A 22,301-nucleotide genomic window follows, 5' to 3' on the forward strand; every position below is an offset into this window, starting at 1 on the left:
CAGGCGGCAGTGGTTGAGGGGCGCCGCTTGCCCTCTCCCCAACCCTCTCCCGCAAGCGGGAGAGGGAGCAAACAAAGGGCTGCGGACCCTCTCCCCTTCCCGCTTGCGGGAGAGGGTTGGGGGAGAGGGCAAACGGCCGCCCACTCCACGACAACGCCCGCCCCTCACCCCTTACTGCGCCACCTGCCTCAACACCCCACACCAATCCTGGACAAACCGCCCGATCCCGAAGCGCTCCATCGCGCTCGCCCGCGCCTGTTCGCCCCATTCCCTGGCGAGCCCCGGATCGTCGATCAGCCGCCGCATCACCTCGACCAGCCGCTCCAGCCGCGTATCGACATAGCCGCTGTGTCCATTGCGGATCGCCGTCGACATCTCGGTGGTCGCCAGACCGACCACCGGCATGCCGATCATCATTGCCTCGACCACGGCGAGCCCGAGGCTCGTATAGCGGATCGGATTGAAGAAAAAGCGGTAGCGCGCGACAAAGGCCGCCAGCTCGGGATTGGGCACTTCGCCCAGCCCGCCCGCCTCTTCCGCCGCCATGCCCACCAGATCGAGCGGTACCTGCTCGCGCGCCTGCGCGAAGATGTCGGCGCCAAGCCGGCGCCCGCGCCTGTTCAGGTTGTTGACCACGCTGATGCCGCGCGGCGCCTCGCCGCTGTAGCGCACGGCCGGATCGACCAGCACACCGTGTTCGATCACGCAGTGCGGCGTGACCCCGCTGTCCCACATCAGCGCATTGAACGGCGTCACATGGACCAGCATCACGTTCGGGTCCTGCACCGGATGCACGGTCCCCGTCGGATGCTGCTGCGGCGGGTCGTGTTCGAGAAAGATCGTCGGCAATCGCCGCTGCGCCTCGGTCAGCAGCGTCTCCCGATCGCTGTCCCAGTGCCGCTGGTGCTGGTACAGCACGCAATCGAACTCGCGCTTCGGCACATCGTCGTAGGCGACCTCGTGCACGTTGCCGCCCCACGGCAGCGCGCCGACCGCGCCGGCATAGCCCGGCGGCGAGCCCGGCTTGGTCACCAGATACAGGTCGTGCGGAATCTGCGACAGGTAGTACAGATAGTTGCCGTGAACATGCCAGGTCAGGATGCGCAGCCGCTCAGGCATGGCTGACCTCCTGCGTCTCGCGCGACTGCCCGATCATCGCCATCGCGGCGGCCACCACGTCGTCGACCTCGAGGCCCTCGGCGCACAGGTGCCCGACCGGGCAATCCTGATGCATGCACGGGCGGCATGACGGATAGTCCGCCAGCACGCGATGCCGCGAGCTGTCCAGCGGCGCCCAGCGCGCGCTGTCGCTGCCGCACGAGACCACGACGCTGGGCGTACGCATTGCCGCGGCGATATGCGAAGCGCCGGTGTCGTTGCACAACAGCAGCCGCGCGTGCTTGACGACCGCCGCCATCGCGCCCAGATCGGTCTTGCCGCACAGATTGATCACCGGCGAGCCGAGCGCATCGCACAGCCGTCCGGCCAGCTCGGCCTCGTCCGGCGTGCCGGTCACCACGATCTTCCAGTGCTGGCGCAGCACGTCCGCCACCGCGGCAAAGCGCTCGACCGGCCAGCGGCGGGAGTGCATGCGCGCGCCGGGATGCACGCAGATGAAGTTGCCCGGCATCAGGTCGTGCATCAGCGCCAGCCGTTGCCACGCCGCGCTGTCGGCCGGCTGCAGCGGAAATTCGAGCTCGGTGCCGTCGGGCGGATAGCCGAGCCGGCTGGTCAGTGCCAGCAGCCGCTCGATCTCGTTGCCGCCGGGCCAGTCGATCAGCAGCTCGTTGACCGGACGCGCACCGTACGATAACACGCCGGGCTGCCATTTGCGTTCGGCGCGGCCCGCGCTGGGCGCCGCCGGCACCGGCCGAAAACCGGCCATCTGGCGCGCCCCAAGCTGCCGCACGATCGCGTTGGTCACCAGTCCGCTGCCGTGCAGCTGGATCGCCAGATCGAACCGGCGCGCGCGGGCCTGCGCATAGAAGGCCTGCGCCTCGTCCTCGCGGATCGGCTGCTCGGGCATGCCCGGGGCCCCGGGGAACACCATCAGCTCGTCGACCAGATGCGAGAAGCGTTCGACGAACGAGGCCGCCCAAGGCAGGCCGATCAGCGTGATGGTCGCATCGGACTCGGCCTTGCGCAGCGCGCGCAGCGCCGGCACCGCGCACAGCATGTCACCCAGTTGCAGCGCTCGGAACACGGCGATCCGGCGCGGACGCTCCGCGAATCTGATCATAGGAAACCAACCTTGAAGGCAACGGCGCCGCGCAGGCGCCAGTACAGGGAAAGCGGCGGAATCAGGATCGAAGTCGCGATCATCTCGGCGACATGCGAAGGAGTCAGCGCTGCGCCACGCAGGCGGCGGCAGCAGAACCACGCGGTCAGCGCGAACCACAGGCCGAAGCCGCCCCATGCCAGCGAGGCATGGCCGGCCGGCGCGGCAATCAGCGCCACCAGCAAGCCGAGCACTGACACGTAGTAGTGCCACGGCGGGATTGGACGGATGCGCTCGCGGTACCAGCGCGGATGCTTCTTGTACAGCAGCGCGTCGAAGAACACCTTCGACTGCGCCGCAAGGCTGCTGCCCCACGGCGCCGGCCGCACCGGATGCACGACCATCGCGCCCGGCGCGTGGCCGATCGGCCCGACCTGCTGCAGCAGGCGGAACTGCAGATCGGAATCCTCGCGCCACGCGCGCTTGAAGCGTTCGTCGAAGCCGCCGACCTTGACCAGCGCCTCCTTGCGGACGAAGCAGTTGGCGGTGACGAACTCGGCCGTGGCCAGGCCGCCGGTATCGCGTTGATGGTCGGTGGGCCGTGCCGGCAGCGGCACCACCACCTTGCCGGTCATCGCGCAGCATTGCGGCGAGGTCGACAGCGCCCGGCAGCCTTCGCGCAACCACCCCGGATCGGGAATGGTGTCGTCATCGGTGAACGCGATCACCGACGCGCGCGCGATGCGCCAGCCGGCGTTGCGCGCGCCCGCGGGGCCCTGCGTATCCGGCACCGCCAGATAGCGCAGCGTGCAGCGAGGCCACGCGCCGTTCAGTTCCTGGACCAGACGCTGGACCGCCGGCTCGCAACCGTCATCGGCGACGATCACCTCGAACGTGCCGGCGCCGAACTGCTGCACGCCAATCGCCCGCAGGCAGCGATGCAGCAGGTCCGGGCGCCGGTAGGTCGGGATCACGACCGAGACCAGCGGCTCGGTGTCCGCGCGCTCGACGTTGCCGATCCTTCGATCCGCGGGCTCATGCACCGGCATGGGCGCCCTCCCGCGCAGGCTTTTCCAGCAGGAACGGACCGATCACCAGCGCATCGAGCGGCGACGTCCAGAAGCACTCGACCGCATCGCGCGGCGTGCAGACGATCGGCTCGCCCCGCGTGTTGAACGAGGTATTGACCAGGATCGGCACGCCAGTGCGCTGCTCGAAGGCCGCCAGCACGTCGTAGTATGCGGGATTCTGCTCGCGCCGCACGGTCTGCACGCGGGCCGTGCCATCGACGTGGCAAACGGCCGGAATGCGGTCCTCTCTTCCGGGCTTGACGTTGAACACGAACAGCATGAAGGGCGCACGCCAGTTGCCCGGATGGGCGGCGGTGAACCACTCGGCCGCGCGCTCCTCCATCACCACCGGCGCGACCGGGCGGAAGTCCTCCCTGTCCTTGATCTGGTTCAGCTTCTGCTGCATCGACGGATCGATCGGCGAGGCCAGGATCGAGCGGCCGCCCAGCGCACGCGGGCCGAACTCCATGCGGCCCTGGAACCAGCCGATGATCTTGTTCTGCGCGAGCAGCTCGGCGGTCTCGCCGGCCACGTCGTCGAGCCGGCGGTACGGCAGCTTGGCCTGGTCCAGGAAGGCGGCGATCTCCTGCTCGTCGAAGGCCGGGCCGTAATAGGCGTGCTCCATCGCCCAGCGCCGTGCCGGCTTGCCGCGCTGCTGCCAGTCGATCCACAGCGCCGCGCCCAGCGCGGTGCCGGCATCGCCGGCGGCCGGCTGCACCCAGACCTCGTCGAACGCGCCCTGGTCGCGCACGCGCGCGTTCATCACGCAGTTCAGCGCGACCCCGCCCGCCATCGCCAGCTTGCGCTCGCCGGTCTCCGCGGCGAGCCACGCCGTCATGCCGAGCACCGTCTCCTCGAGCACCAGCTGCAGCGAGCGCGCGATATTGAAGTGTTCGCGCGTGAATTCGCTGCCCCGCACGCGCGGCGGCCCCAGTACCGCTTCGAGATCGGCCTGGTCGATGCGGTAGCCCCCTTCCCGATCGCCATGGACCATGGCGCGGAACACGTCGGCGCGGGTCGGCTCGCCGTACGAGGCCAGCGCCATCACCTTGTACTCGTCGGAGGAATGCAGGAAGCCCAGATGCCGCGTCACGCGCTCATACAGCAGGCCGAGCGAATCGGGCAGGTCGATCTGCTTGATGCGGCGGTAGTCGCGCCCATCGAACACGCCATAGCTGGTGGTCGCGCTCTCGCCGCGGCCATCCATCGTCAGCACCGCGCAGCGATCGAACGGCGCCGCCAGGAAGGCGCTGGCTTCGTGCGCCATATGGTGCTCGACGTAGTGCCAGCGGTACGGTGCCTCCGCGCTGCTGCGCACGGTGGCGAAGCGCTTCTGCAGGTGATGCGGCACGCCCGACACCAGTTGCCGCGGCGCGTTGACGACATAGGACAGGAACAGCGGGTCCCACGGGGAATCGGCCACGCCGGGCTGCGCATGCCGCGACGGTTCGAGCGGCAGCGTCACCGTTTCGTCGTTGCGCCGCTCGCCGAGCATGATCGCGGGGTCGAACGAATAGGCGATATGGTCGATGTCGGCCAGCGTGATGCCGGCCTCCTTCAGGCAGTAGTCGATCGCATGGTAGGGCAGCTCCCAGGCCGTAAACGGCACCGGCCGCTTGCCGTGCTTGATGTGCGTGAACCGTTCGTCTTCCGCCGCGGCGATGACCTCGCCGTCGCGCACCAGGCAGGCGGAGGTGTCGTGATAGGCGGCGTTGATTCCAAGCGTGTACATGGCGGCTCCTCTGCGCGATTCCTTGTGTCCGATTCAGGTGGCCAGCACCGCGCCACTGGCGCGTACCGGCGGCAACGGGGGCATGACGGGGGCGGGTACGACCAGCGGCGGCAGCACGTTCGCGGCCTCCGCCGGCGCGCCGGCCAGCAGTTCGCGCGCCGCGGCCACCACGTCGGGGACCGCGACATCGTTCAGGCAACGGTGGTGCTGCTGCGGGCAAACGCTCTTGTAGCAATAGCGGCACGGCACGTCGGCATACAGCGTGCGGTGCGGCACCTGCCACGGCGTGTGCTGCGGATTGGTCAGCGCATAGAGATCGACCACCGGCGTGCCGAGCGCGGCCGACAGATGCACCGGGCCGCTGTTGTTCGAGATCAGCAGATCGGCATGCTCGATCAGTGCGCCCATCTGGCCGAGCGTCAGTTCGCCGGCGATGCCGGTCACGCGCGGGTGGCCGGCGGCCCGGCATACGGTGTCCACCAGCGGCTGCTCGCTGACGCCGCCGGTCAGCAGCACCAGCGCGCCGTCCTGCTCGGCCAGCGTGCGTGCGACCTCGGCAAAGCGCGGTGCCGGCCAGCGGCGCGACTCGGCGGTGGCGCCGGGATGCATCACGACGCAGCGGCGGGACACGGCGCCCTCTGGCTCGCCGTCGCCCTGCCAGCGTTGCAGCAGCCGCTGCACCGCGCGCCGGTCGTGCGGCTGCACGCGGAAGCGCAGCCGCGTGTCGGCCGGCACTGCGCCGACCGTCGCCACCAGATCGAGCTGGCGTTGCGTCTCGTGGCGAACCTGCGTCTGGGGCTCGGTCTCCGGCACCCAGTCGCTCAGCAGTTCGTAGGGGTTCTCGCGGCAATGCGCCAGCCGCAGCGGAATGCCGGCCATCGTGCAGAGCAGCGCGGCCGGCAGCGGGTTCTGGCTGTAGACGGTGAAGATCACCGCCGCATCGAAGCGGGCGGCCTGCAGCCGCTGCGCCCACGGCAGCACGCTGCTGGCCGTGCGGTTGCCGGTGCCGTTGCCTTTGACCCAGGGCGCATCCCAGGTCAGCAGCGTGTCGATCATCGGCAGGTGGCTGGCCAGCGCCGCGGCGCCGCTCGAGGTCAGCAAGGTCAGATGACGGGACGGGTCGCTGCCCTTCAGCGCCTGCATCGCGGGCGTGGTCATCAGCACGTCGCCCATATTGTCCAGCCGCACGCACAGGATGCGTTTGGCGTCGCGCCATGCCGTCATGGTCAGGAGGCCTCCGCCCGGCAACGTTCGGCGTGCCGCACCGTGCCGCCCAGATGGCGGACCACGATGCGCGCGGCCTGGTCCAGATCGGCAACGACATGCTCGGGCGTGCGGTACGGCCCGCGCACCCATTCGGTCTCGTTGCCGCAGTCGACCAGGATCGTGTGGCAGCCGGCGCGCTGGCCGGCCTCGATGTCGTCGAGGATGTCGCCGATCATCCAGGAGCGGCGCAGATCGAAATGCAGCAGCGTCGCGGCGTTGCGCAGCAGCCCCGGCAGCGGCTTGCGGCACAGGCAGGTGCGCGTGAAGCGCGGCACCACGCCTTCCGGATGGTGCGGGCAGAAGAAGAAGCCCGACAGCCGTGCGCCGTGGGTCGCGAACAGCTCGCCCAGACGCTGGCGCATCGGCGCCAGCGCCTCCGGCGTGAAGCGGCCGAGCGCGAGGCCCGGCTGGTTGGACACCACCACCAGCGGCACGCCGAGCTTGCCGAGCCGGCGCAGCGCGCGCGCGGCGCCGGGTGCGAGCCGCATCTTGTCGGGGTCGACGTTGTACGGCACGTCCTGCAGCACCGTGCCGTCCTTGTCCAGCAGTACCGCGCCGGGGAGTCCGGGGTGCCCGCTGCCCGCTCGGGCCGGAACGGCGGCGCCCGCGATCTGGCCGGCGCCAGGGTCGTCGATCACGGCCACGACGTTTCCTTCATCGGCAGCACCATGACCTCCGGGATCACGGTCTCTTCGGGCTGCGTCAGCACGAAGCGCACCGCGCGCGCGACATTGGCCGGGTCCTGCAGGGTGGACTGGTCGATATCGGCGAAGCGGTCGAGCAGGAAGGGGGTGCGCATGCCGCCGGCAACGATGGCCGACACCTTGATGCCGTGCGGCCGCAGTTCCGCGTGCAGCGCGTGCGAGAAGCCCAGCAGCCCCCATTTGGTGGCGTGGTAGGCCGAGGCGTTGGGCCAGGCGCGCTTGGACGCCGTCGACGCGATATTGACGATATGGCCGCCGCCCTGCGCCTTGAGCATCGGCACCACCGCGTGCGACATCAGATAAGGGCCGTACAAGTTGACCATCAGCACGCGGTGCCAGCGTTCGGTCTCGACCTCGTCGACCGGCAGCGTGATATCGATGGCGGCGTTGTTGACGATGCCGTCGAGGCGGCCGCTGCGTTCGCGCACCTGCTCGAAGGCCGAGCGGACCGCGGCCGGTTCAGCCACGTCGAAGGAAAGCGAATAGGCCCGCTCGCCACTGGCATCGAGCTTTTCGGCGCAGTTGCGCGCCAGGGTTTCATCGACATCGGCAACGACCAGGCTGGCGCCGGCGGCCGACAGGTTCTGGCAGATCGCGGCGCCGAGCCCGCGCCCTCCCCCGGTCACGAGAAAGGTCTTGCCTTGCAGGCTGGCGTCTGGCGCATCGGTCATTTCGGCTCCTGAAGTTGGCTTGAAAGGCTGGACCGGATGCGGCGCGCGCTGGAATCGGCGCGTTGACGGACGGACGGACGGACGGACGGAGAAGGGAAATGCACGGCACCGCTCCCCAATCCGGCTGCCCGCCGCACCGTGCGACGGCGGCGATCCGGTTCTCTGTGGGGTTGCCTTCAGCGAATTGCATGCCAGACGCGTGATGGCGCCGTGGCTTGCCGTTTCGGGGGAAACGGTTCCCCCCATGTCAGGAGTTACATGGGGGGTGTTGGCGTTTATGCCTTGGCTGGTAAAAGTTGCAGGGGCCAGATGGGCGTTCTACTTCTCCGCTCTCCGCCGCTGCTGCGCCACCGCCCGCAACAGCGCCGCCACGCTCAGCGCGAAGGCCTCGTCGTACCAGGGGTTCGCCCCGCTGACCGCGACGACGATGCCGTCGAGCACCACCGCGCCGCCCAGCATCGACTCCTCGGCGCGCAGCAGGTGCGGCGCCCGTGCCTGGATCTGGTCGGTCGCCATGCCCGTGCGCCAGGCGACCTTGGCTTTCTCGCGGGCGTACCAGGCATAGTCAGCGTCCCAGCGTTCCCGTCCCGGCGTCGAATACTCGAACAGGATCGCCTGCTCGAACGGGCAGTCCGCCGGGCACTTGCCCGGGTCCATTACCACCAGATGCAGGAAGCCGCCCTCGCCGACCTCGCGGTCGCGCACCGCCGCTTCGAGCATCGGCACCGCCAGCGCGACGGCGCGCTCGGCGCTGGCCGCATCGGCGAAACGGCTGCCCAGCGCCATGCCGGGCGAGGCGGTGGCGCCGGGCACGTCGGCGGAGGATCGGGAAGGCGTGGAACTGGGCAGGTCGGGCCTGTCGTGAGGCTGCATGGTTTCTCCTCGATCGGGCAATGAGAAATGGAAAATCAAGCGAAATTCGACGAACCGCGGCCCCGGCCCGGCAGCCCCCCGCGCTAACCTCGCGGCCCCGGCACCGTGGCGTCGACATCGCGATGGCGCACCATCGAATGGATCGCGATCACCAGCTCGCCGATCTGCACGGGCTTGGACAGATGCACCTGGAAGCCGGCCATCATCGCGCGCATGCGGTCCTGCGCCTCGGCATGGCCGGACAGCGCGATCGCGCTGAGGCGGCAGGCCAGCGGCACGTTGCGCTCGGCCTCGAGCCGGCGCACGCGGCGCAGCACGGTGTACCCGTCCTCCTCGTCGAGCGCGATATCGCACAGCAGCACCTGCGGCCAGTGCTGCGGGTCGGCCCCGCCCAGCAAGTCCAGCAGATCGTCGCCGCGGCCGAAGGCCTGGGCGTCGGCGCCATAGTCCTCCAGCGTGCTGGTCAGCACCTCGCGCGTCGGTTCGTCGTCGTCGAGCACCAGGATGCGCAAACCCTTCAGCGCGTCGGCAGCGGGCAGCGTCGAGGTCACGTCGGGTGGGGCGACCGGCGGCGGCGCCGGCGTTTCGCGGATCGGACGCAGCGGCATCGCCATCCGGTAACCATGGCCATGCGGATCGACCGTCAGGCGGACCGCATGGTCCTCCAGCAAGCCCTCGAGCTCGCGCATATCGGGCAGCGGCGCCTGCCGGTCCGGCGCGGCGACGTACAGCGACGCCTCGCCGCCCTGCCGCTCGAGCCGCAGCTCGATGCGTCCGCCCGGTTCCATGTCGCCGATCAGCGCATGGCACAGCTCCCATACGGCCTTCTGCACCACGCCGGGATCGCCGGTAACCCGCAACTCCGCCTCGCCCAGCACGGTAAACAGATTGACCTGCCGCTCGGCGATCAGCTCGCGCAAGCCGTCGACCACCGCGGCGACGATGGCCTCGAGCCGGATCGGCTGCAGCGCCAGCTTCTGCTCGGTCCGCTCCAGCTCGCGCTGCTGCTGTTGCAGCCGCCACATCTGCGCATAGACCCCGCGCCGGGCCAGCAGCGCATCGTGGTTGCCCTCCTCCACCACGCGGCCATGCTCCATCACCAGGATATGGTCGGCATCGGCGATGGTCGACAGCCGGTGCGCAATGATCAGCGCGGTACGGCCCTTCGCCACTTCGGCCAGCTCGCGCTGGATGGCGCGCTCCGAGCGCGTGTCGAGGGCCGAGGTGGCTTCGTCGAACACCACGATCGGCGGCTTCTTCAGCAGCGCGCGGGCGATCGCCACGCGCTGGCGCTCCCCGCCGGACAGGCGCACGCCGCGCTCGCCGACGCGCGTCTCGTAGGTGTCGGGCAGCCGGTCGATGAACGTGTCGAGCTGCGCGGCGCGGGCGGCCTCGACAATATCGGCACGGGTTGCGCCCTCGCGGCCGTAGCCGATGTTGTAGGCGATCGTGTCGTTGAACAGGATGGTGTCCTGCGGCACGATGCCGATCACCTCGCGCAGGCTCTGCTGCGTGACCAGCCGCAGGTCTTGCCCGTCGATGCTGATCTTGCCGCTGTCGGGCAGATACAGGCGGAACAGCAGCCGCGCCAGCGTCGATTTGCCCGACCCGCTGCCGCCGACCACCGCCACGGTCTGCCCGGCGCCAATGCGGAAACTGACGTCCCACAGCGTCTGCCGGCTCGGGTCATAGCTGAAGTTGACGTTCTCGAACACGATCTCGCCGCGGGAAACGTGCAAGGGCCGCGCGCCCGGCGCGTCGTGATCCTCGCCCGGCGGCCCCTGTGCATCGAGCAGCGCGAACAGCCGCTCGACCTGCGTCATCGCGTCGTTCGACTCGCGGAAGATGAAGCCCAGCGTATTGAGCGGCAGCACCACCTGGATGATGTAGGCGTTGATCAGCACCAGGTCGCCGACCGTCAGCGCACCGGTGACGACACGCTCCGTGGCCAGCAGCATCACCGCGGCGACACCCAGCGCGATGCAGCCGCTCTGGCCGATATGCAGCGCCGACAACGCGTACTGGTTCTCCACGCTGGCGTCGACCCAGCCTTCGAGCAGCCCCGACAACCGCTTGGTCTCGAACTTCTCCCGCGCGAAGAACTTGACGGTGTCGTAGTTCAGCAGGCTGTCGACCACCTTGCTGTTGGTCTGGGCCTCGACCGCATTGACCTTGCGCTGCACCTTGGTCCGGCGCCGCGTCATCACGAAGGTGTATCCCGCATACAGCGCGAACGTGACGACGATGATCGCCGCAAAGGCGCCGCCATAGGCCGCGATCATGATGATCAGGACCGAGCCGATCTCCATCAGCGTCGGCACGATCGTGAAGACGGCGACACCGAGCAGGAAGCCGATCGCGGCCGTGCCCTTCTCCAGGTCGCGGATCACGCCGCCGGTTTCGCGGCGCGCATGAAAGCGCGCGCCCAACGCATGCAGATGCGAGAACGTGCGCTCCATGAAGGTCGCCACGGTACGCTGCGTGACCGGCGCGAACACGACATCGCGCAATTCGTTGAAGGCGTTGCCGAGCAGGCGCAACGCGGCGTAGGCCAGCACCAGGAAGACCGGCATCGTGATCGCCGCGCCGGCCATCGCGGCGGCACCGGTGGCGACCGGCGCCACGTCGTCGACCACCAGCTTCAGCACCAGCGGAACCGCTACCGAGGCGGCCTTGGCCAGCACCAGCAGCAACACCGCCACGCCGACGCGCGCACGAAAACGCCAGATCGTTGCCCACAATTCGGCGGCGATCCGGCGTTTGGAAGCGGGTGTGGGATGTCCGTTGGTCGTCGCCATCGTCTCTCTGGTTGGGGGCGGCGCGGAGCGGACCGCTCAGGCCGTCACGAACGGCTGTCAACCTTCGGCGCGTCCGGCGTGGTGCTGCCCGGGTCGCGAAGGTCGCCCTCGCCGACACCCGGCGGGAACTGCCCGCGGCGGATCTGGCGGAAGGTGTCGTTCGGCCCGCTGGGCTCCGGCGTGGTCGTCGCGCCGCGCACCAGTTCAGGCTCGTTGTCCTTCTCGCCCGGCTGGCGATGCGACTGCGCCGATTCCCAGGCTTCGCGCGGTTGCTGTTCGGCGGGGTGGCGGCCATGGCTTTCGGGCTGGCTTTGGCCCTGGCTTTGATCCTGGCCCTGGCCTTGGCCTTGGTCCTGGAATTGGCCTTGGCTCGCTCCCTGCCCCGCTGCCTGACCGGCCGGCGGCGTCTCGCCCGGGGCACCCTGCTGCCGCGGTTCGCCCGCCCTCTGGCCCTGCATCCGTGCCTCGTCGCCCTTGCTGACGCCCTCGTGGGTGGTGGTGTGCTGGCCCGGCGTCAGCAGCACGCCGAGGTCGCGCTCACCGTTCGCGCCTGCCCCGGTGCCTGCCTGACCGCCGTGACGATCCTCGTCCTGCCGGACCGACTGATCGATCTCGCTGCCCGGATCCTCGTTGCCGGTCGGGTTCAGCGCGCCTTCGCCCAGCTGGCCGGCACGCTCGTGCGGCGCGGTCTGCTGCAGCGGCTGTGGCGTGCCAAGCGGGTCGAAGTCCGTCCAGCGGCCGTTCTCCCACTGACCCTCCGCCTGTTCGAGTTCGCGCCCGCCTTCCAGGCGGATCAGCTCGGCCGCGGTCTGCAGCCGTTCGGGCTCGACGCGCGCAGCCAGCAGCACGCCGGGCGGACGCCCCAGCTGCTCGGCGGCCTGCGGCGTGCCGATCGTGAAGATCGACACGTCCCATACCGAAAATCCGTGTCCATAAAGCCCTCGCGCCGCGCGCTCGGCGTCGGCGAAGGATTCGAAACGCCCTGCCACGATGGTCGACATGATTGGCTCCTGGGTTCGGCAACGACATTCCCGATGTCGTGCAAGGAATGCGCCCGCGTGCGCCGGGCGGACCTGGCGCGCGCCGGCGTCAGGGCGGCATCGGTTGCCCATGTCGAACTTGCAACACGCACACCGAACTACACGGCTTCATCCGATCCGCTTCCGCGCGAGCCCGCCGTGCCGCCGTCGCGGCTACCGTCGCCACGGCGCTCCTTCGATCCGAGCCCGGCCGCTACCTCTTCCTCCAGGTCGTGCCGCGCTTCCTTCTTGGCAACATGCGTCTGCAGCGCGTCGTCGAGCCCGTGGGTTTCCTCGATATCGCTCTCGCGCTCGGCCAGCTCGGACAGTTGCCGGTAGAACGCCGCCAGCTTCTTCAGGTCCTCTTCGTCCAGATCCTCGATCGACACCAGCCGGCTGCTGGCGTGGCGATGCGAGGCCAGCAGTTCGTTCAGCTTCAGATGCACCGCCAGCGAATCCTTGTTCTGCGTCTGCTGAATCAGGAACACCATCACGAAGGTGATGATCGTGGTGGCGGTATTGATCACGAGCTGCCAGGTCTCCGAGTAATCGAACATCGGGCCGGTCACCGCCCACAGCAGCACCACGCCTACGGCGAGCGCAAACGCGATCGGTGAGCCGGCGCCCCGGGTGGCATGACCGGCAAACCATTCGAAGGCATGCATCACCCTGCGTCGCCAGCCCGGCCGGTCTTCCTCCAGGGAGCCGCTGCCGGCGCCATTGGCATTGCCGTTGGCGGACTTGCCGTTGATCACTTCGCGGGCGACGCTGGCGAGGCGTTCGCGGTCGGTACTGGCTACGTCGGGCATGGCAGTTCTCTAGGCGCCTGCCGGCATCGCGGCCTGCAGCAAGCAAAGCGCGCCCCGCCGGACAATCGGCAATACCTCGACATACGGCAAGTTCCATACCTGCCTCGGCAGCACGGGACGCACGGGACACGTCAATGACACGTCAATGACGAAAGAGACTGCGCTTCGGCGCCGCCGCCGCCATGCGCCGTACTTTTTACAAGTGCCGGCGGCAAACTTTTCAGGTCGAGCATGTCCGGCACGGCGGCCACGCGCGTCGCTTCGCGTGCCGCCCCTCGCGCACAACGGTACGGTTCTTGCGGTTCCTTGCCCGGTCGGACAATGGTCCGGCGCAGTGCGCGGCGCGTGCCGCCACTCGGTACGCAAGGAGGGACAGATGAGCAACGGCAGCAATCAGCGCTACCCCGGCGGCTACGGTGGCTACGGCAGCGGTCCGGGGCGGGATCAGGGGAGCGGCAGCGAATGGTGGCGTGACAAGGACGGTGACGATATGGGCGAAGAAATGCGGTTTGGCGAGTACGGTGACGAAGGCGATTACGGTCGTGAGCAATACGGCGGTCGCGAGCAATACGGCCGCGGACAAACCGGTCGCGGACAGTACGGCGGTCAATCTGGCGGCCAGCGCTCGGGCCAGCAGCGGTACGGCCAGGGTCAAGGCCAGGGCCAGCAACGCTACGAGAACGAACGCGAACGCTGGCGCGACGAATGGGGTGCCGGACGTGGCGGCGGCGATCGCTCGCGCAGCGGCGGCGGCGGTTCCTCGTACGAACAGCAATCGTCGCCCCGCTATCGCGGCGGCGGCCAGGGCCGCTACGACCCCACCGACATGGGCGGCGCGCGCAACCCCTACAGCAGCGGTTATGCCGGCTACGACCCCAGCGGCGGCGGCGTGGAGCGCTATGGCATGTACGGCGTGCGCGATACCGGCCGCGATGATGGACGGATGGGCCAGAGCTCCGGTGAAAGTTCGATACAGGGCTATGGCGGCTATGGGCGCGAGCAGGGACGAGGCGGAAGCGGCGGCGACACGTGGCGCGACCTCGAGGCGCGGGAACGTCTGCGTCGCGGCAACGAAGCCGGCTACGGCGGCGGCTACTACGGCAGCAGCTCGAGCGGCGGGCAGTCGTACAGCGGCGGGCAACGGACCTATCCGGGCGACCCCGGCTATCGCCAGAGCGGCAGCTCCGGCTATGGCGGCTCCAGCCAGGGCGGCCGCGGTTATGGGCTGGAGAGCTACGAATCCGGCGGCCGGGGGCGCTCGCAGTATCAGTCGGGCTACGGGTCGCAGTATGGATCGCAATACGGGCAAGGGCAGCAATACGGCGGCCAGCAAGCGCAGCAGTACGGCCAGCAAGGACAGCAATACGGACAACAGCAACGCCGCCGGCGCGTCGGCCCGAAGGGCTATCAGCGCTCGGACGAGCGCATCCGCGAGGATCTGTGCGAGCGCCTGTCCGATGTGCCGATGGTCGATGTCAGCCAGGTCTCGGTCGAGGTCAGCGGCGGCACGGTAACGCTGTCCGGCACGGTGCGCGAGCGGCACGAGAAGTTCGTCATCGAGGATATCGCCGATGAGATCTTCGGTGTCCAGGAAGTCCACAACCAGATCCGCGTGACGCGCGACATGGGCAGCGCGGGCGCCGGCTCGGAAGCCGGCGGCGACTATCGCAGCAGCGGCGGGATGTCGGCAACGTCCGGCTCCTCGGGCTCCACGTCCGCCACGTCGACCGGCTCGCCGCTGTCGTCGGGCACGATGGGAACGTCGGGCACCACGGGCACCACGGGCTCGATGGGGACGTCCGGGACGTCCGGGACGTCGGGAACATCGGGGACCACCGGTACATCTGGCTCGATCTCCTCGGCCTCCGGCAGCACGCCCGATATCGGCGACGGGCTCGGCTCGACCGGCAAGGGGACCAACCGCTGACCCCGGCCGGATCGGCGCACGTGGGCACCACGACCCTCGCCAAAGGCAGCAAGCTCCGCGCGCCGATCGCGGAGCTGCGGCCGACCCAGATCACGGTCGGCATGCTGCATGTCAAGCGCAAGATGCAGACGACGCGCCGTCAGCCCGAGGACCGGCTCGAAGCCTTCTTCGACAAGCATCGCATCCACGTGGTGGTGGGACCGCAGCATGTGCTGTGGGTCGTGGACCATCACCACTGGGTGCGGGCGTGGCACGAGCTGGGCTTCGAGATCATCCCGGTGTTCGTGCGCAAGGACCTGAGCGACCGCTCCGAGGACGAATTCTGGGAGTACATGCTGCGCCGCCATCAGGTCCACCCCTACGACGAGCACGGCCGGCGCCAGCCGCTGTCGGCCCTGCCGCGCTCGGTCGCCGGCATGCGCGACGATCCGTATCGCAGCCTCGAGGCGTTCGCCCGCATCGCGGGCGGCTACCGCAAGGTCAAGCAGGCGTATCCGGACTTCAAATGGGCGGACTTCTTCCGCCGCGAGATTCGCGGGCCGATGGACAACCCGGAGTGCTTTGCCTACGCGCTGGCGCTGGCCGTCAAGGCGGCCAGGAGTCCGAAGGCGCGAGGACTGCCGGGCTATATCGGCAAGTAGGCAGCGATCGCCTTATCGGGCCACAGGCGCGCCGGCGCCGCCGATCACGGCGGCCACATTCAGCGCTTGCTGCTCGCTGGCCATCGGCACGAACAGCACGCCGTTGGTGATGGGCCGGCCGATGCGCGGCGTTGCCACCATATTGCCGCCGACGGTCAGCACCAGGTTCTTGCCGGAGAACCGCTGCGTCAGCGCAGCGAGCTTCTGCGCGCCGGGCTGCGTGAAGTTGAAGCGCACGTACGACTTGCCGTCCTTCGACTTGACGGGCACGACCCCAATTTGGTGCAGCCAAGTTCACGCTCAAGATTGCCCGCCGACGTCCGTTAAAGGTCCGTACCGCGAGCGGCCGAGGCCACCGAACCGCCCTCCCCTCGTGTGTCGTGAACGATACATAGCGCCGCCGGCAACGCGCGCGTCGCGAGGAGCAAGAGGACGTCATGAGCGGCTTGATGAAGGAAATCGACGAGCGGACCAACCTGACCAACAATAATCAGTTCGAACTGTTGTTGTTTCGGTTGGGAAATGCGGAGCGCTCCGGCCAGAACGAGATTTTCGGGATCAATGTATTCAAAGTTCGCGAAATTCTGGTAATGCCGAAAATCACCACCGTCGTCGGGGGTGCACCGGCCATGCTGGGCATGGCGGACATCCGCGGACAGGTGATCCCGGTGATCGACCTGGCCAAGATCGTTGGTTGCGCGCCACAGGGTGGCAGCTGCGGCATCCTGCTGGTGACCGAGTACGCGCGCTCGACGCAGGGCTTCGCCGTCGAGGGCGTCGAAGAGATCGTGCGGCTGGAGTGGAATGAGGTGGTGTCGGCCGAGGCCAGCACCAAGGGCGGACTGGTGACGAGCATCGCCAAGCTCAATGCCGACACCCCCGACGCTCGGCTGGTGCAGGTGCTCGACGTCGAGCAGATCCTGCGCGACGTACTGCCGACCAGCCAGCCCGACGTCGATCCGTCGACCGTGGGGCCGAAGCTGGCGCTGCGTCCGGGCACGAAAATCCTCGCGGCCGACGATTCCGCCCTCGCCCGCAGCCTGATCGAGCAAGGTCTCGACGCGATGGGCGTGTCCGTGGTGATGACCAAGACCGGCCAGGAAGCGTGGGACGAGCTCAACGACATCGCGGCCCATGCGGCAAAAGCCGGCCGCACGGTGCGCGACGAGATTGCCTGCGTGCTGACCGATCTGGAGATGCCGGAGATGGACGGTTTCACGCTGACCCGCAAGATCAAGGCGGACAAGCGCTTCCAGGGCATCCCGGTGGTCATCCATTCGTCGCTGTCGGGCAATGCCAGCGAGGACCATGTGCGCAAGGTCGGTGCGGATGCCTATGTGTCGAAGTTCCTGGCGAAGGATCTGGCCGAGACGATTCGCGGCGTGCTGCATCTGTGAGGATGTGACCCGCGTCAGCACGGCGGCAATTCCAGCGCCGCCGTGCTCGCGAGGTAACCGTGCTATAGTGTGTGCCTTCGCCCCAAGAGGCGAAAACCCGGACAGATTATTAAGACAAGACACTGTCCGGCTGGCCCCAAGGGCCCCGCCGCCCGACCTGACGTCCGGCATTCACCACCCAAGCGTTCCCAATCAGTCGTCGCATCGCGGATGTTCCCGCTCACTCCGAGCCGGCATCACGCGCAGTGACCATCGCCGTTTTCGGTAAGTCGCAAGTCGCGCGTGTCACCACGCGCCACGGCGCCCGAAGTCCGCCTGCACGCGTCCTTTCTCACGCTGACGCCTTCGCGCGGATCCACCGGACAGGGCAAGGGACCGCCCCATTCCAATCACATGAATCCACAACAAAACCACAACCAAAACCAATACACCGTCGCCGTCCATCCGATCCAGCAAAGCCCCGGCCAATGGTTCGCCACTTACATCGTCAGCCGCTATGAAAGCGGCCGCGAGCGGGTGCTCGAAAATGTCGCGGTACGCGACACGCTGCATCGCACGGAAGCGCAGGCCAAGCAGGTCGCCCGGCAAGCGGGCGAACGCGCGATTGCGCGCTTGCGCCGCCATTGAGCGCGCGCATTACCAAGGAGTCCACCATGTACGCCAACCACGCCGTCTACAAGGGCTATCGCCTCTCGGCCCACGTCCATCACACCGCCGAACAGGCCGGCAAGTCGGGCACCGCGCGCGACAGCTTCGAGGCGACGATCAATATCATCGCCCTGGGCGGAGCGCCGTCGACCGGACTGCCTGCGCTGCGTTCGCACCGCGCCGGTAGCCCGCGCGAGGCGATCGAAGCGGCCGTCGCCTACGGGCGCGATGTGATCGACGGCCTGTCGAGCTTCACCAAGGGCAAGCGCAAGGCCGCCGCGGCGAAAGCTCGCGCGTCGGAACTGGACGCGACAGTCTGACCAGCGCCTCGTAGGCGTGCAGGCCCGCGCACCGTCGTCATCCGACAGGCGCGGCAAGCCCCCGCGCTAGCTCGTCTTGCGCGCCGGCCCGCCTTGCGCGGGCAATGCGCCCAGTTCTACCATCAGCGCTCGCGCGATGGTCAGGCGCTTTGGCGCCAGTTCCTCGCGCTGCAGATCCATATTGAGCGCGAAGGTAAACACGCCGCCGTTGCGCTCGACCCAACCCACCCACCAGCCGTGGTTCAGCCCGGCGTCCATCGCCCAGCCGGTTTTCGCGAATAGCGCGTAGTCGCCGCCCGATTCGACTTTCAGGATCTCCCGCACCCATTGCTGGCTGAGCCGCGAGGCCGGCAGCTGCTGCTGCGCCAGCCGCGCGAGAAAACGGGTCTGCTCCACGGCCGAGATGGCCAGCGGCCCACGCAGCCAGAACTGATCCACCTGCTTGCCCAAATCGCGATTGCCATAGTCGAGGCGGTCGACCCACGTCTGCATCCGTTGCATGCCGATGCGGCGCGCGACACCCTGGTACACCGGCACATTCGACATCGCGATCGCCTCACGCAGGTTCATGTCGCGCTGCCACTGCGGAAATCGCGTCTTGCCGCCGCCGTACGGCTGGACCTGATCCGGGTCGGCCACCACGCCGGTTTCAAACGCGATCAGGCTGTTCGGAATCTTGTAGGTCGAGGCCGGCACCATGCGCGTCTTCGCGCGCGGCGCGTTGACCAGCGACAGCCGGTTCGCCTTGACGTCGAGCATGGCGAAGCAGCCGTCGACATCGAGCTCGCGGAAGTGCGACATCAGATCATCGCGGATGGCTTCGGCTGGCGCCGCGGTCTCGGCCCGCTGCGCCACGCGGGCGATGTCGTCGGCCTGCACCAGCCGGGCGGCCGGCAGCAACGCCGCACCTCCGGCCAGTTGCAGCAGACGGCGGCGATACAGACGTTGCCCATGCAGAGGTTGCTCGTTTTTTCGGGACTTCATGGTCTCTCCTTGTATTGGGGATGGCGCGCCGGTCCGGGCGGCGTGGCGCGACACCGACTGGACAGCCCGCATCGTAGCCACAGGCATGCGCCGGTCCAATGCGATGCGTGCGACAATCTGCATCCACTGTCACGGCTGTCACGTCCTGAGTACCGCCTTTCCCACTCTGTGTGCCCACGTCCATGCCCGATCCCCTGCTAATCGAGCTTTGCGCCCCGCAAACCGTCAATGGCCTTCGGGCGCCCTACCAGTCGGTATGGCTGCTGGTCCGGCTGCACTACGCGGCCCAACAGGCGCCGCACCGGCCGCTTGTCTACGCCGACGACCTGCGCGAGCGCATGAGCAATGCGCGCACGCTGCGCATGGCGATCACGCGTGCCTTCCAGGACTTCGCGCGCTGGGAGCTGGCGGTCGGTTGGGACGACGACGCCAGCCGCGATCCGCGTTTTCTGAATCTGGAGGGGCGCAGCCAGGGGCCGTTCTGGCTTGCCGCGCATGAACGCCAGCGCATCGTCTGCGTGGTCGACGGGGCTCCGGCCGGCGCGGCGGAAATTGCCGCGTTTCTTGGTCTCGATCGCGACGGGCATGGCCAGGGCAAGGAGCCGGTCCCGCAGCGGATGGTCACGCAGACGGACCTGTCGTTCTGGCGCCATTTTGTCGACGGCAAGCAGGCGCTGCGTGAGGGACGGCTGTTGACGCCGCTGTCTCGCGAGGATGCGGCCAAGACCGGCGGGACAGGTGGAAATGACGGGCATGACGCCCCCGCTGCGCTGACGGCATTCCGCGCCGCCGGGCGGCTGGCCGCCAGCGAGTTCGAACACGCGTTCGTCGCGCTGAACGAGGCGCTGCTGTGGCGCCGCCTGGGCGATCGCGCACAGACCCGCAAGATGCTGCGCGCACTGAAGCGGCGCCGGCGCGGTCATGCCATCGCCGGCAACGACTATCTCGACGCGATGGAAGGCATCGTCGCCGCCTGGTGCGCCTACGACGAGCGCGACCTGCCCGGCGCGCTGGCCGTGCTGCAGGCGCTGGCGCAGAACCAGCCCAGTGCGACGCTGGTGCAGGCCCACCCGCATGTCCGCTTCGAATGGCACAACCTCGCCGCGCTGATCCAGCGGTCCAATGCGCTGGCAGCCGCCCCGCACGACGCCGCGACCGCCGGCGCCCTGGCCGAACAGGCCGCCACCCATTTCGATCAGGCGTTGGCCGCGGCGTTCGAATCGAACGTCTCCGATGCCGCGCAGCATGTGGCCGCCAATATCGGCATGGCGCTATGGCTGTTCGGCGAGGCCGGCATCGGATGGTCCGGCGCCTTGCGCGATGGTGAAGCGGAGCGCGCGATCCAGTGGATCGGCCTGTCGGAATGGCTGGGCCGCGGCGCCGGCAGCCGCCATCCGTCCGCATGGAACGCCATCTACCTGATGCGCATCGCCCGCGGCGCCTGCCATACCGCGCCACGGCCCACGCTGGCCGAATTCCAGGCGACCGCACCGATCGGCGTGGCGGCCTTGCGCCAATTGGCCGGGCCGTTCGCCGACGCCTTCACCGGCCCCGCCTGGCCGGACAGCTGGCACGAGGTCGCCGCCTGGCGCCTGGCGGAATCGCAGCGCGGCGAGCGCAAATATCCGCTGCTGCAGCAGAGCAGCCTGTGGTTCGAACTGGCCTGGTATTCCGCGCATGCCGGGCAACTGGAGCCGGCGGCAAAGGCGCTGCGGCGGCTGCGGGAAGGACTGAAGCAGCTGGCGGTCAGCGATCGGCAGTACTTCGGCAAGCCGCTGCTCGACGCGCTGCCGGAACCGGTGCATCGGCTGGCGCACGACGATTGAGCGCCGCGCAATAAAAAAGGTTCATCGAGGAATACCGGGGAAGGCAGCGCGGATTTTGAGGAAGAAGTACTCCTCATCGCGATAGCCGTAAGCGCGCCGCTTGATGACCTTGATGGTGTTATTGATGCCTTCGACGACGCTGGTGTTCAGCGGGTGCCGGCACCGGGCCACAATGCCGTGCCAGTAGCCGCTCAAGCGATGGGCGAACTGCTGTAACGGACCAATACCGCTTTGCTGCGCTTGCTCAAACCAGTTGTGCCATGCCCGCTGCGCCCATCCCGGGCGGCGGTAGAACCACAGCCGCTTGAGTTCGTCGCGCAGGATGTAGACCGTCATCAACGGTCGGTTCGCAGCCAACACCTCGTTCAGATGAATGGCCTGACCCTCGCTCAGATTGGCCCGATTGCGCAGCAGCAGCCAACGCGTCGACTTCAGAACGCGTCGGGCCGGCCTGTTGTGGCGTAGCCGATTGGCTTGATCGACCCGAACCCGATCAATGACCTCGCGTCCATATTTGGCCACGATATGGAACAAGTCATAGACGACTTCGGCCTGCGGGCAATGCTCGCGGATCTCGAGTTCATATGCCGTCGTCATGTCGATGGCAACCGCTTCAATCCGCTCTGCCGCGCCCGCTGGCAGTTGCTCGAAGAAGGCGCGCGCCGTCTCGCGTGAACGGCCCTTGCCAATCCACAGCACCTGCCGGCCGATCGGGTCCACGACGACCGTGGCGTAGCGGTGGCCCTTATGCAGCGCAAATTCGTCCATCGCCAGATAGCGGATGTTGGCCCAGTCCGGCTCCGTCACCGCCTCGCGCAAGCGCGCCTTGTCGATGGACTTGATCGTGTGCCACCCAAGCTCATAGAACGCGGCGACAGCGCGCACCGAGCAGTCGCGCAACAGTCGACCACAAGCCTCGGCCAGGCGCGCTGTCACGCGCTGATAGCGCCCGAGCCAATCCAGCCGCTCCAGCCGCGGGCCGCCACATTGATCACACCAGACACGCCGGCGCGGCACGTGTAGAACGACGCGATAGTCGAAAATCGGCAGGTCTCGTACCCGCCGAACGGTGGTCTCGTGTACCTGCTTGCAGCGCGCACCGCATTCCTGGCAGTGCATGACCTTGCTGGTCGGCTTCAGATAAAGCGATAGCGTCCGACTGTCGCCTTCGGGCCAGACTACCCGCTCAAGACGGTATCCGGTCCAGCAACCCAGCGCCTGCAACGTCTTCCGATCCAGCATTCCCGCTCCTGACCCCTGAAATAACAGGCATCAAGCATACGAAAAACCGGAACCCTTCACGGAATTCTGCGAAGAACCATAAAAAAGGGCCCCCGCCTGCACGGGGACCCAATCGCACCACCATGGCGCCGGCACTGGCCGGCGCCCGGCCTTCGG

General features: G+C 68.2%; 19 protein-coding genes and 2 pseudogenes. 6 read left to right on the forward strand and 15 right to left on the reverse strand.

The genetic code is table 11. The annotated features are described in order from the left end of the window. Positions 1 to 171: 171 nt before the first annotated feature. The 11 genes from FOB47_RS07700 to FOB47_RS07750 all read right to left on the reverse strand — a co-directional run bounded on the left by FOB47_RS07700 (position 172) and on the right by FOB47_RS07750 (position 13,016). Positions 172 to 1,119, reverse strand: a complete 948-nt coding sequence (locus tag FOB47_RS07700) for a glycosyltransferase (RefSeq protein WP_174780493.1) — start codon at positions 1,117 to 1,119, stop codon at positions 172 to 174. Then, a complete protein-coding gene (locus tag FOB47_RS07705; RefSeq protein WP_174780494.1) occupies positions 1,112 to 2,239 on the reverse strand; it encodes a glycosyltransferase family 9 protein in 1,128 nt (375 codons plus the stop codon). Before FOB47_RS07705 ends, FOB47_RS07700 begins: the two co-directional genes overlap by 8 nt. Further along, entirely contained in the window at positions 2,236 to 3,267 is a 1,032-nt protein-coding gene (locus tag FOB47_RS07710) for a glycosyltransferase family 2 protein (protein WP_174780495.1), read from the reverse strand. Before FOB47_RS07710 ends, FOB47_RS07705 begins: the two co-directional genes overlap by 4 nt. Continuing rightward, the gene (locus FOB47_RS07715) at positions 3,254 to 5,020 is read right to left on the reverse strand and encodes a carbamoyltransferase family protein (protein WP_174780496.1); all 1,767 of its coding nucleotides are present in this window, start codon (positions 5,018 to 5,020) and stop codon (positions 3,254 to 3,256) included. The genes FOB47_RS07710 and FOB47_RS07715 overlap by 14 nt, the downstream gene beginning before the upstream one ends. A 33-nt stretch (positions 5,021 to 5,053) precedes the next feature. After that, positions 5,054 to 6,250: a glycosyltransferase family 9 protein gene (locus tag FOB47_RS07720; protein WP_390884833.1), complete on the reverse strand. Its 1,197-nt coding sequence runs from the start codon at positions 6,248 to 6,250 to the stop codon at positions 5,054 to 5,056. Next, a complete protein-coding gene (locus tag FOB47_RS07725) occupies positions 6,247 to 6,897 on the reverse strand; it encodes a D-glycero-alpha-D-manno-heptose-1,7-bisphosphate 7-phosphatase (protein WP_174780946.1) in 651 nt (216 codons plus the stop codon). Before FOB47_RS07725 ends, FOB47_RS07720 begins: the two co-directional genes overlap by 4 nt. A gap of 23 nt (positions 6,898 to 6,920) precedes the next feature. Next, positions 6,921 to 7,661 (reverse strand): SDR family oxidoreductase, encoded by a 741-nt coding sequence (locus tag FOB47_RS07730; RefSeq protein WP_053823623.1) that lies wholly within the window; start codon positions 7,659 to 7,661, stop codon positions 6,921 to 6,923. A 318-nt stretch (positions 7,662 to 7,979) separates the two neighbouring features. Next, positions 7,980 to 8,447, reverse strand: a complete 468-nt coding sequence (locus FOB47_RS07735) for a heme-degrading domain-containing protein (RefSeq protein ID WP_053824567.1) — start codon at positions 8,445 to 8,447, stop codon at positions 7,980 to 7,982. Between the two features lie 170 nt (positions 8,448 to 8,617). Continuing rightward, positions 8,618 to 11,332: an ABC transporter transmembrane domain-containing protein gene (locus FOB47_RS07740; protein WP_053823622.1), complete on the reverse strand. Its 2,715-nt coding sequence runs from the start codon at positions 11,330 to 11,332 to the stop codon at positions 8,618 to 8,620. A gap of 44 nt (positions 11,333 to 11,376) precedes the next feature. After that, positions 11,377 to 12,333 carry a hypothetical protein gene (locus FOB47_RS07745; RefSeq protein WP_174780498.1) on the reverse strand — a complete coding sequence of 319 codons (957 nt, stop codon included), beginning with the start codon at positions 12,331 to 12,333 and terminating at the stop codon, positions 11,377 to 11,379. 137 nt (positions 12,334 to 12,470) lie between these two features. Further along, on the reverse strand, positions 12,471 to 13,016 hold the full coding sequence (locus FOB47_RS07750; protein WP_170265900.1) for a low affinity iron permease family protein: 546 nt from the start codon (positions 13,014 to 13,016) through the stop codon (positions 12,471 to 12,473). 1,609 nt (positions 13,017 to 14,625) lie between these two features. Between FOB47_RS07750 and FOB47_RS26370 the strand changes: the two are divergent. Then, positions 14,626 to 14,718: pseudogene (locus FOB47_RS26370) on the forward strand (hypothetical protein); the annotation flags it as partial. A gap of 119 nt (positions 14,719 to 14,837) precedes the next feature. Here the strand turns inward: FOB47_RS26370 and FOB47_RS26375 are convergent. Continuing rightward, positions 14,838 to 15,032, reverse strand: a pseudogene (locus tag FOB47_RS26375) (hypothetical protein); the annotation flags it as partial. A gap of 75 nt (positions 15,033 to 15,107) precedes the next feature. Here FOB47_RS26375 and FOB47_RS07760 point away from each other — a divergent pair. After that, complete coding sequence (locus FOB47_RS07760) at positions 15,108 to 15,728, forward strand: ParB-like protein (RefSeq protein ID WP_174780500.1); 621 nt, start codon at positions 15,108 to 15,110, stop codon at positions 15,726 to 15,728. Positions 15,729 to 15,740: 12 nt separating this feature from the next. On the opposite strand, the gene FOB47_RS07765 is transcribed toward FOB47_RS07760, so the two are convergent. Next, positions 15,741 to 15,998, reverse strand: a complete 258-nt coding sequence (locus FOB47_RS07765) for a SecDF P1 head subdomain-containing protein (protein WP_174780501.1) — start codon at positions 15,996 to 15,998, stop codon at positions 15,741 to 15,743. A gap of 167 nt (positions 15,999 to 16,165) precedes the next feature. Between FOB47_RS07765 and FOB47_RS07770 the strand changes: the two genes are divergently transcribed. From FOB47_RS07770 to FOB47_RS07780, 3 genes are all read left to right on the forward strand, one after another. After that, positions 16,166 to 17,125, forward strand: coding sequence for a chemotaxis protein (locus FOB47_RS07770; RefSeq protein WP_174780502.1), 960 nt, complete (start codon positions 16,166 to 16,168; stop codon positions 17,123 to 17,125). Positions 17,126 to 17,407: 282 nt separating this feature from the next. Next, positions 17,408 to 17,752 carry a hypothetical protein gene (locus FOB47_RS07775; RefSeq protein ID WP_315904302.1) on the forward strand — a complete coding sequence of 115 codons (345 nt, stop codon included), beginning with the start codon at positions 17,408 to 17,410 and terminating at the stop codon, positions 17,750 to 17,752. A 26-nt stretch (positions 17,753 to 17,778) separates the two neighbouring features. Further along, positions 17,779 to 18,093: a GTP cyclohydrolase gene (locus FOB47_RS07780; RefSeq protein WP_174780503.1), complete on the forward strand. Its 315-nt coding sequence runs from the start codon at positions 17,779 to 17,781 to the stop codon at positions 18,091 to 18,093. A gap of 66 nt (positions 18,094 to 18,159) precedes the next feature. Here the strand turns inward: FOB47_RS07780 and blaOXA are convergent, their stop codons facing one another. Then, positions 18,160 to 19,077 carry an OXA-837 family class D beta-lactamase gene (blaOXA, locus tag FOB47_RS07785; RefSeq protein WP_174780504.1) on the reverse strand — a complete coding sequence of 306 codons (918 nt, stop codon included), beginning with the start codon at positions 19,075 to 19,077 and terminating at the stop codon, positions 18,160 to 18,162. A gap of 182 nt (positions 19,078 to 19,259) precedes the next feature. On the opposite strand from blaOXA, the gene FOB47_RS07790 reads away from it, so the two are divergent. Beyond that, the gene (locus tag FOB47_RS07790; protein ID WP_174780505.1) at positions 19,260 to 20,903 is read left to right on the forward strand and encodes a hypothetical protein; all 1,644 of its coding nucleotides are present in this window, start codon (positions 19,260 to 19,262) and stop codon (positions 20,901 to 20,903) included. A 21-nt stretch (positions 20,904 to 20,924) separates the two neighbouring features. Here FOB47_RS07790 and FOB47_RS07795 read toward each other — a convergent pair whose 3' ends face one another. After that, entirely contained in the window at positions 20,925 to 22,145 is a 1,221-nt protein-coding gene (locus tag FOB47_RS07795; RefSeq protein WP_174780257.1) for an ISL3 family transposase, read from the reverse strand. Between the last annotated feature and the right edge of the window lie 156 nt (positions 22,146 to 22,301).

The organism is Cupriavidus gilardii, assembly GCF_013347325.1.
In the GTDB taxonomy this organism is placed as follows: Bacteria; Pseudomonadota; Gammaproteobacteria; order Burkholderiales; family Burkholderiaceae; genus Cupriavidus; species Cupriavidus gilardii.

Bases quoted from the DNA above. Each gene is read 5' to 3' on its own strand.
- FOB47_RS07700 (WP_174780493.1), bottom strand. From the start codon at position 1,119: ATGCCTGAGCGGCTGCGCATCCTGACCTGGCATGTTCACGGCAACTAT.
- FOB47_RS07705 (WP_174780494.1), bottom strand. From the start codon at position 2,239: ATGATCAGATTCGCGGAGCGTCCGCGCCGGATCGCCGTGTTCCGAGCG.
- FOB47_RS07710 (WP_174780495.1), bottom strand. From the start codon at position 3,267: ATGCCGGTGCATGAGCCCGCGGATCGAAGGATCGGCAACGTCGAGCGC.
- FOB47_RS07715 (WP_174780496.1), bottom strand. From the start codon at position 5,020: ATGTACACGCTTGGAATCAACGCCGCCTATCACGACACCTCCGCCTGC.
- FOB47_RS07730 (WP_053823623.1), bottom strand. From the start codon at position 7,661: ATGACCGATGCGCCAGACGCCAGCCTGCAAGGCAAGACCTTTCTCGTG.
- FOB47_RS07735 (WP_053824567.1), bottom strand. From the start codon at position 8,447: ATGGCGCTGGGCAGCCGTTTCGCCGATGCGGCCAGCGCCGAGCGCGCC.
- FOB47_RS07740 (WP_053823622.1), bottom strand. From the start codon at position 11,332: ATGGCGACGACCAACGGACATCCCACACCCGCTTCCAAACGCCGGATC.
- FOB47_RS07745 (WP_174780498.1), bottom strand. From the start codon at position 12,333: ATGTCGACCATCGTGGCAGGGCGTTTCGAATCCTTCGCCGACGCCGAG.
- FOB47_RS07750 (WP_170265900.1), bottom strand. From the start codon at position 13,016: ATGCATGCCTTCGAATGGTTTGCCGGTCATGCCACCCGGGGCGCCGGC.
- FOB47_RS07770 (WP_174780502.1), top strand. From the start codon at position 16,166: ATGAGCGGCTTGATGAAGGAAATCGACGAGCGGACCAACCTGACCAAC.
- FOB47_RS07780 (WP_174780503.1), top strand. From the start codon at position 17,779: ATGTACGCCAACCACGCCGTCTACAAGGGCTATCGCCTCTCGGCCCAC.
- blaOXA (WP_174780504.1), bottom strand. From the start codon at position 19,077: ATGAAGTCCCGAAAAAACGAGCAACCTCTGCATGGGCAACGTCTGTAT.
- FOB47_RS07790 (WP_174780505.1), top strand. From the start codon at position 19,260: ATGCCCGATCCCCTGCTAATCGAGCTTTGCGCCCCGCAAACCGTCAAT.
- FOB47_RS07795 (WP_174780257.1), bottom strand. From the start codon at position 22,145: ATGCTGGATCGGAAGACGTTGCAGGCGCTGGGTTGCTGGACCGGATAC.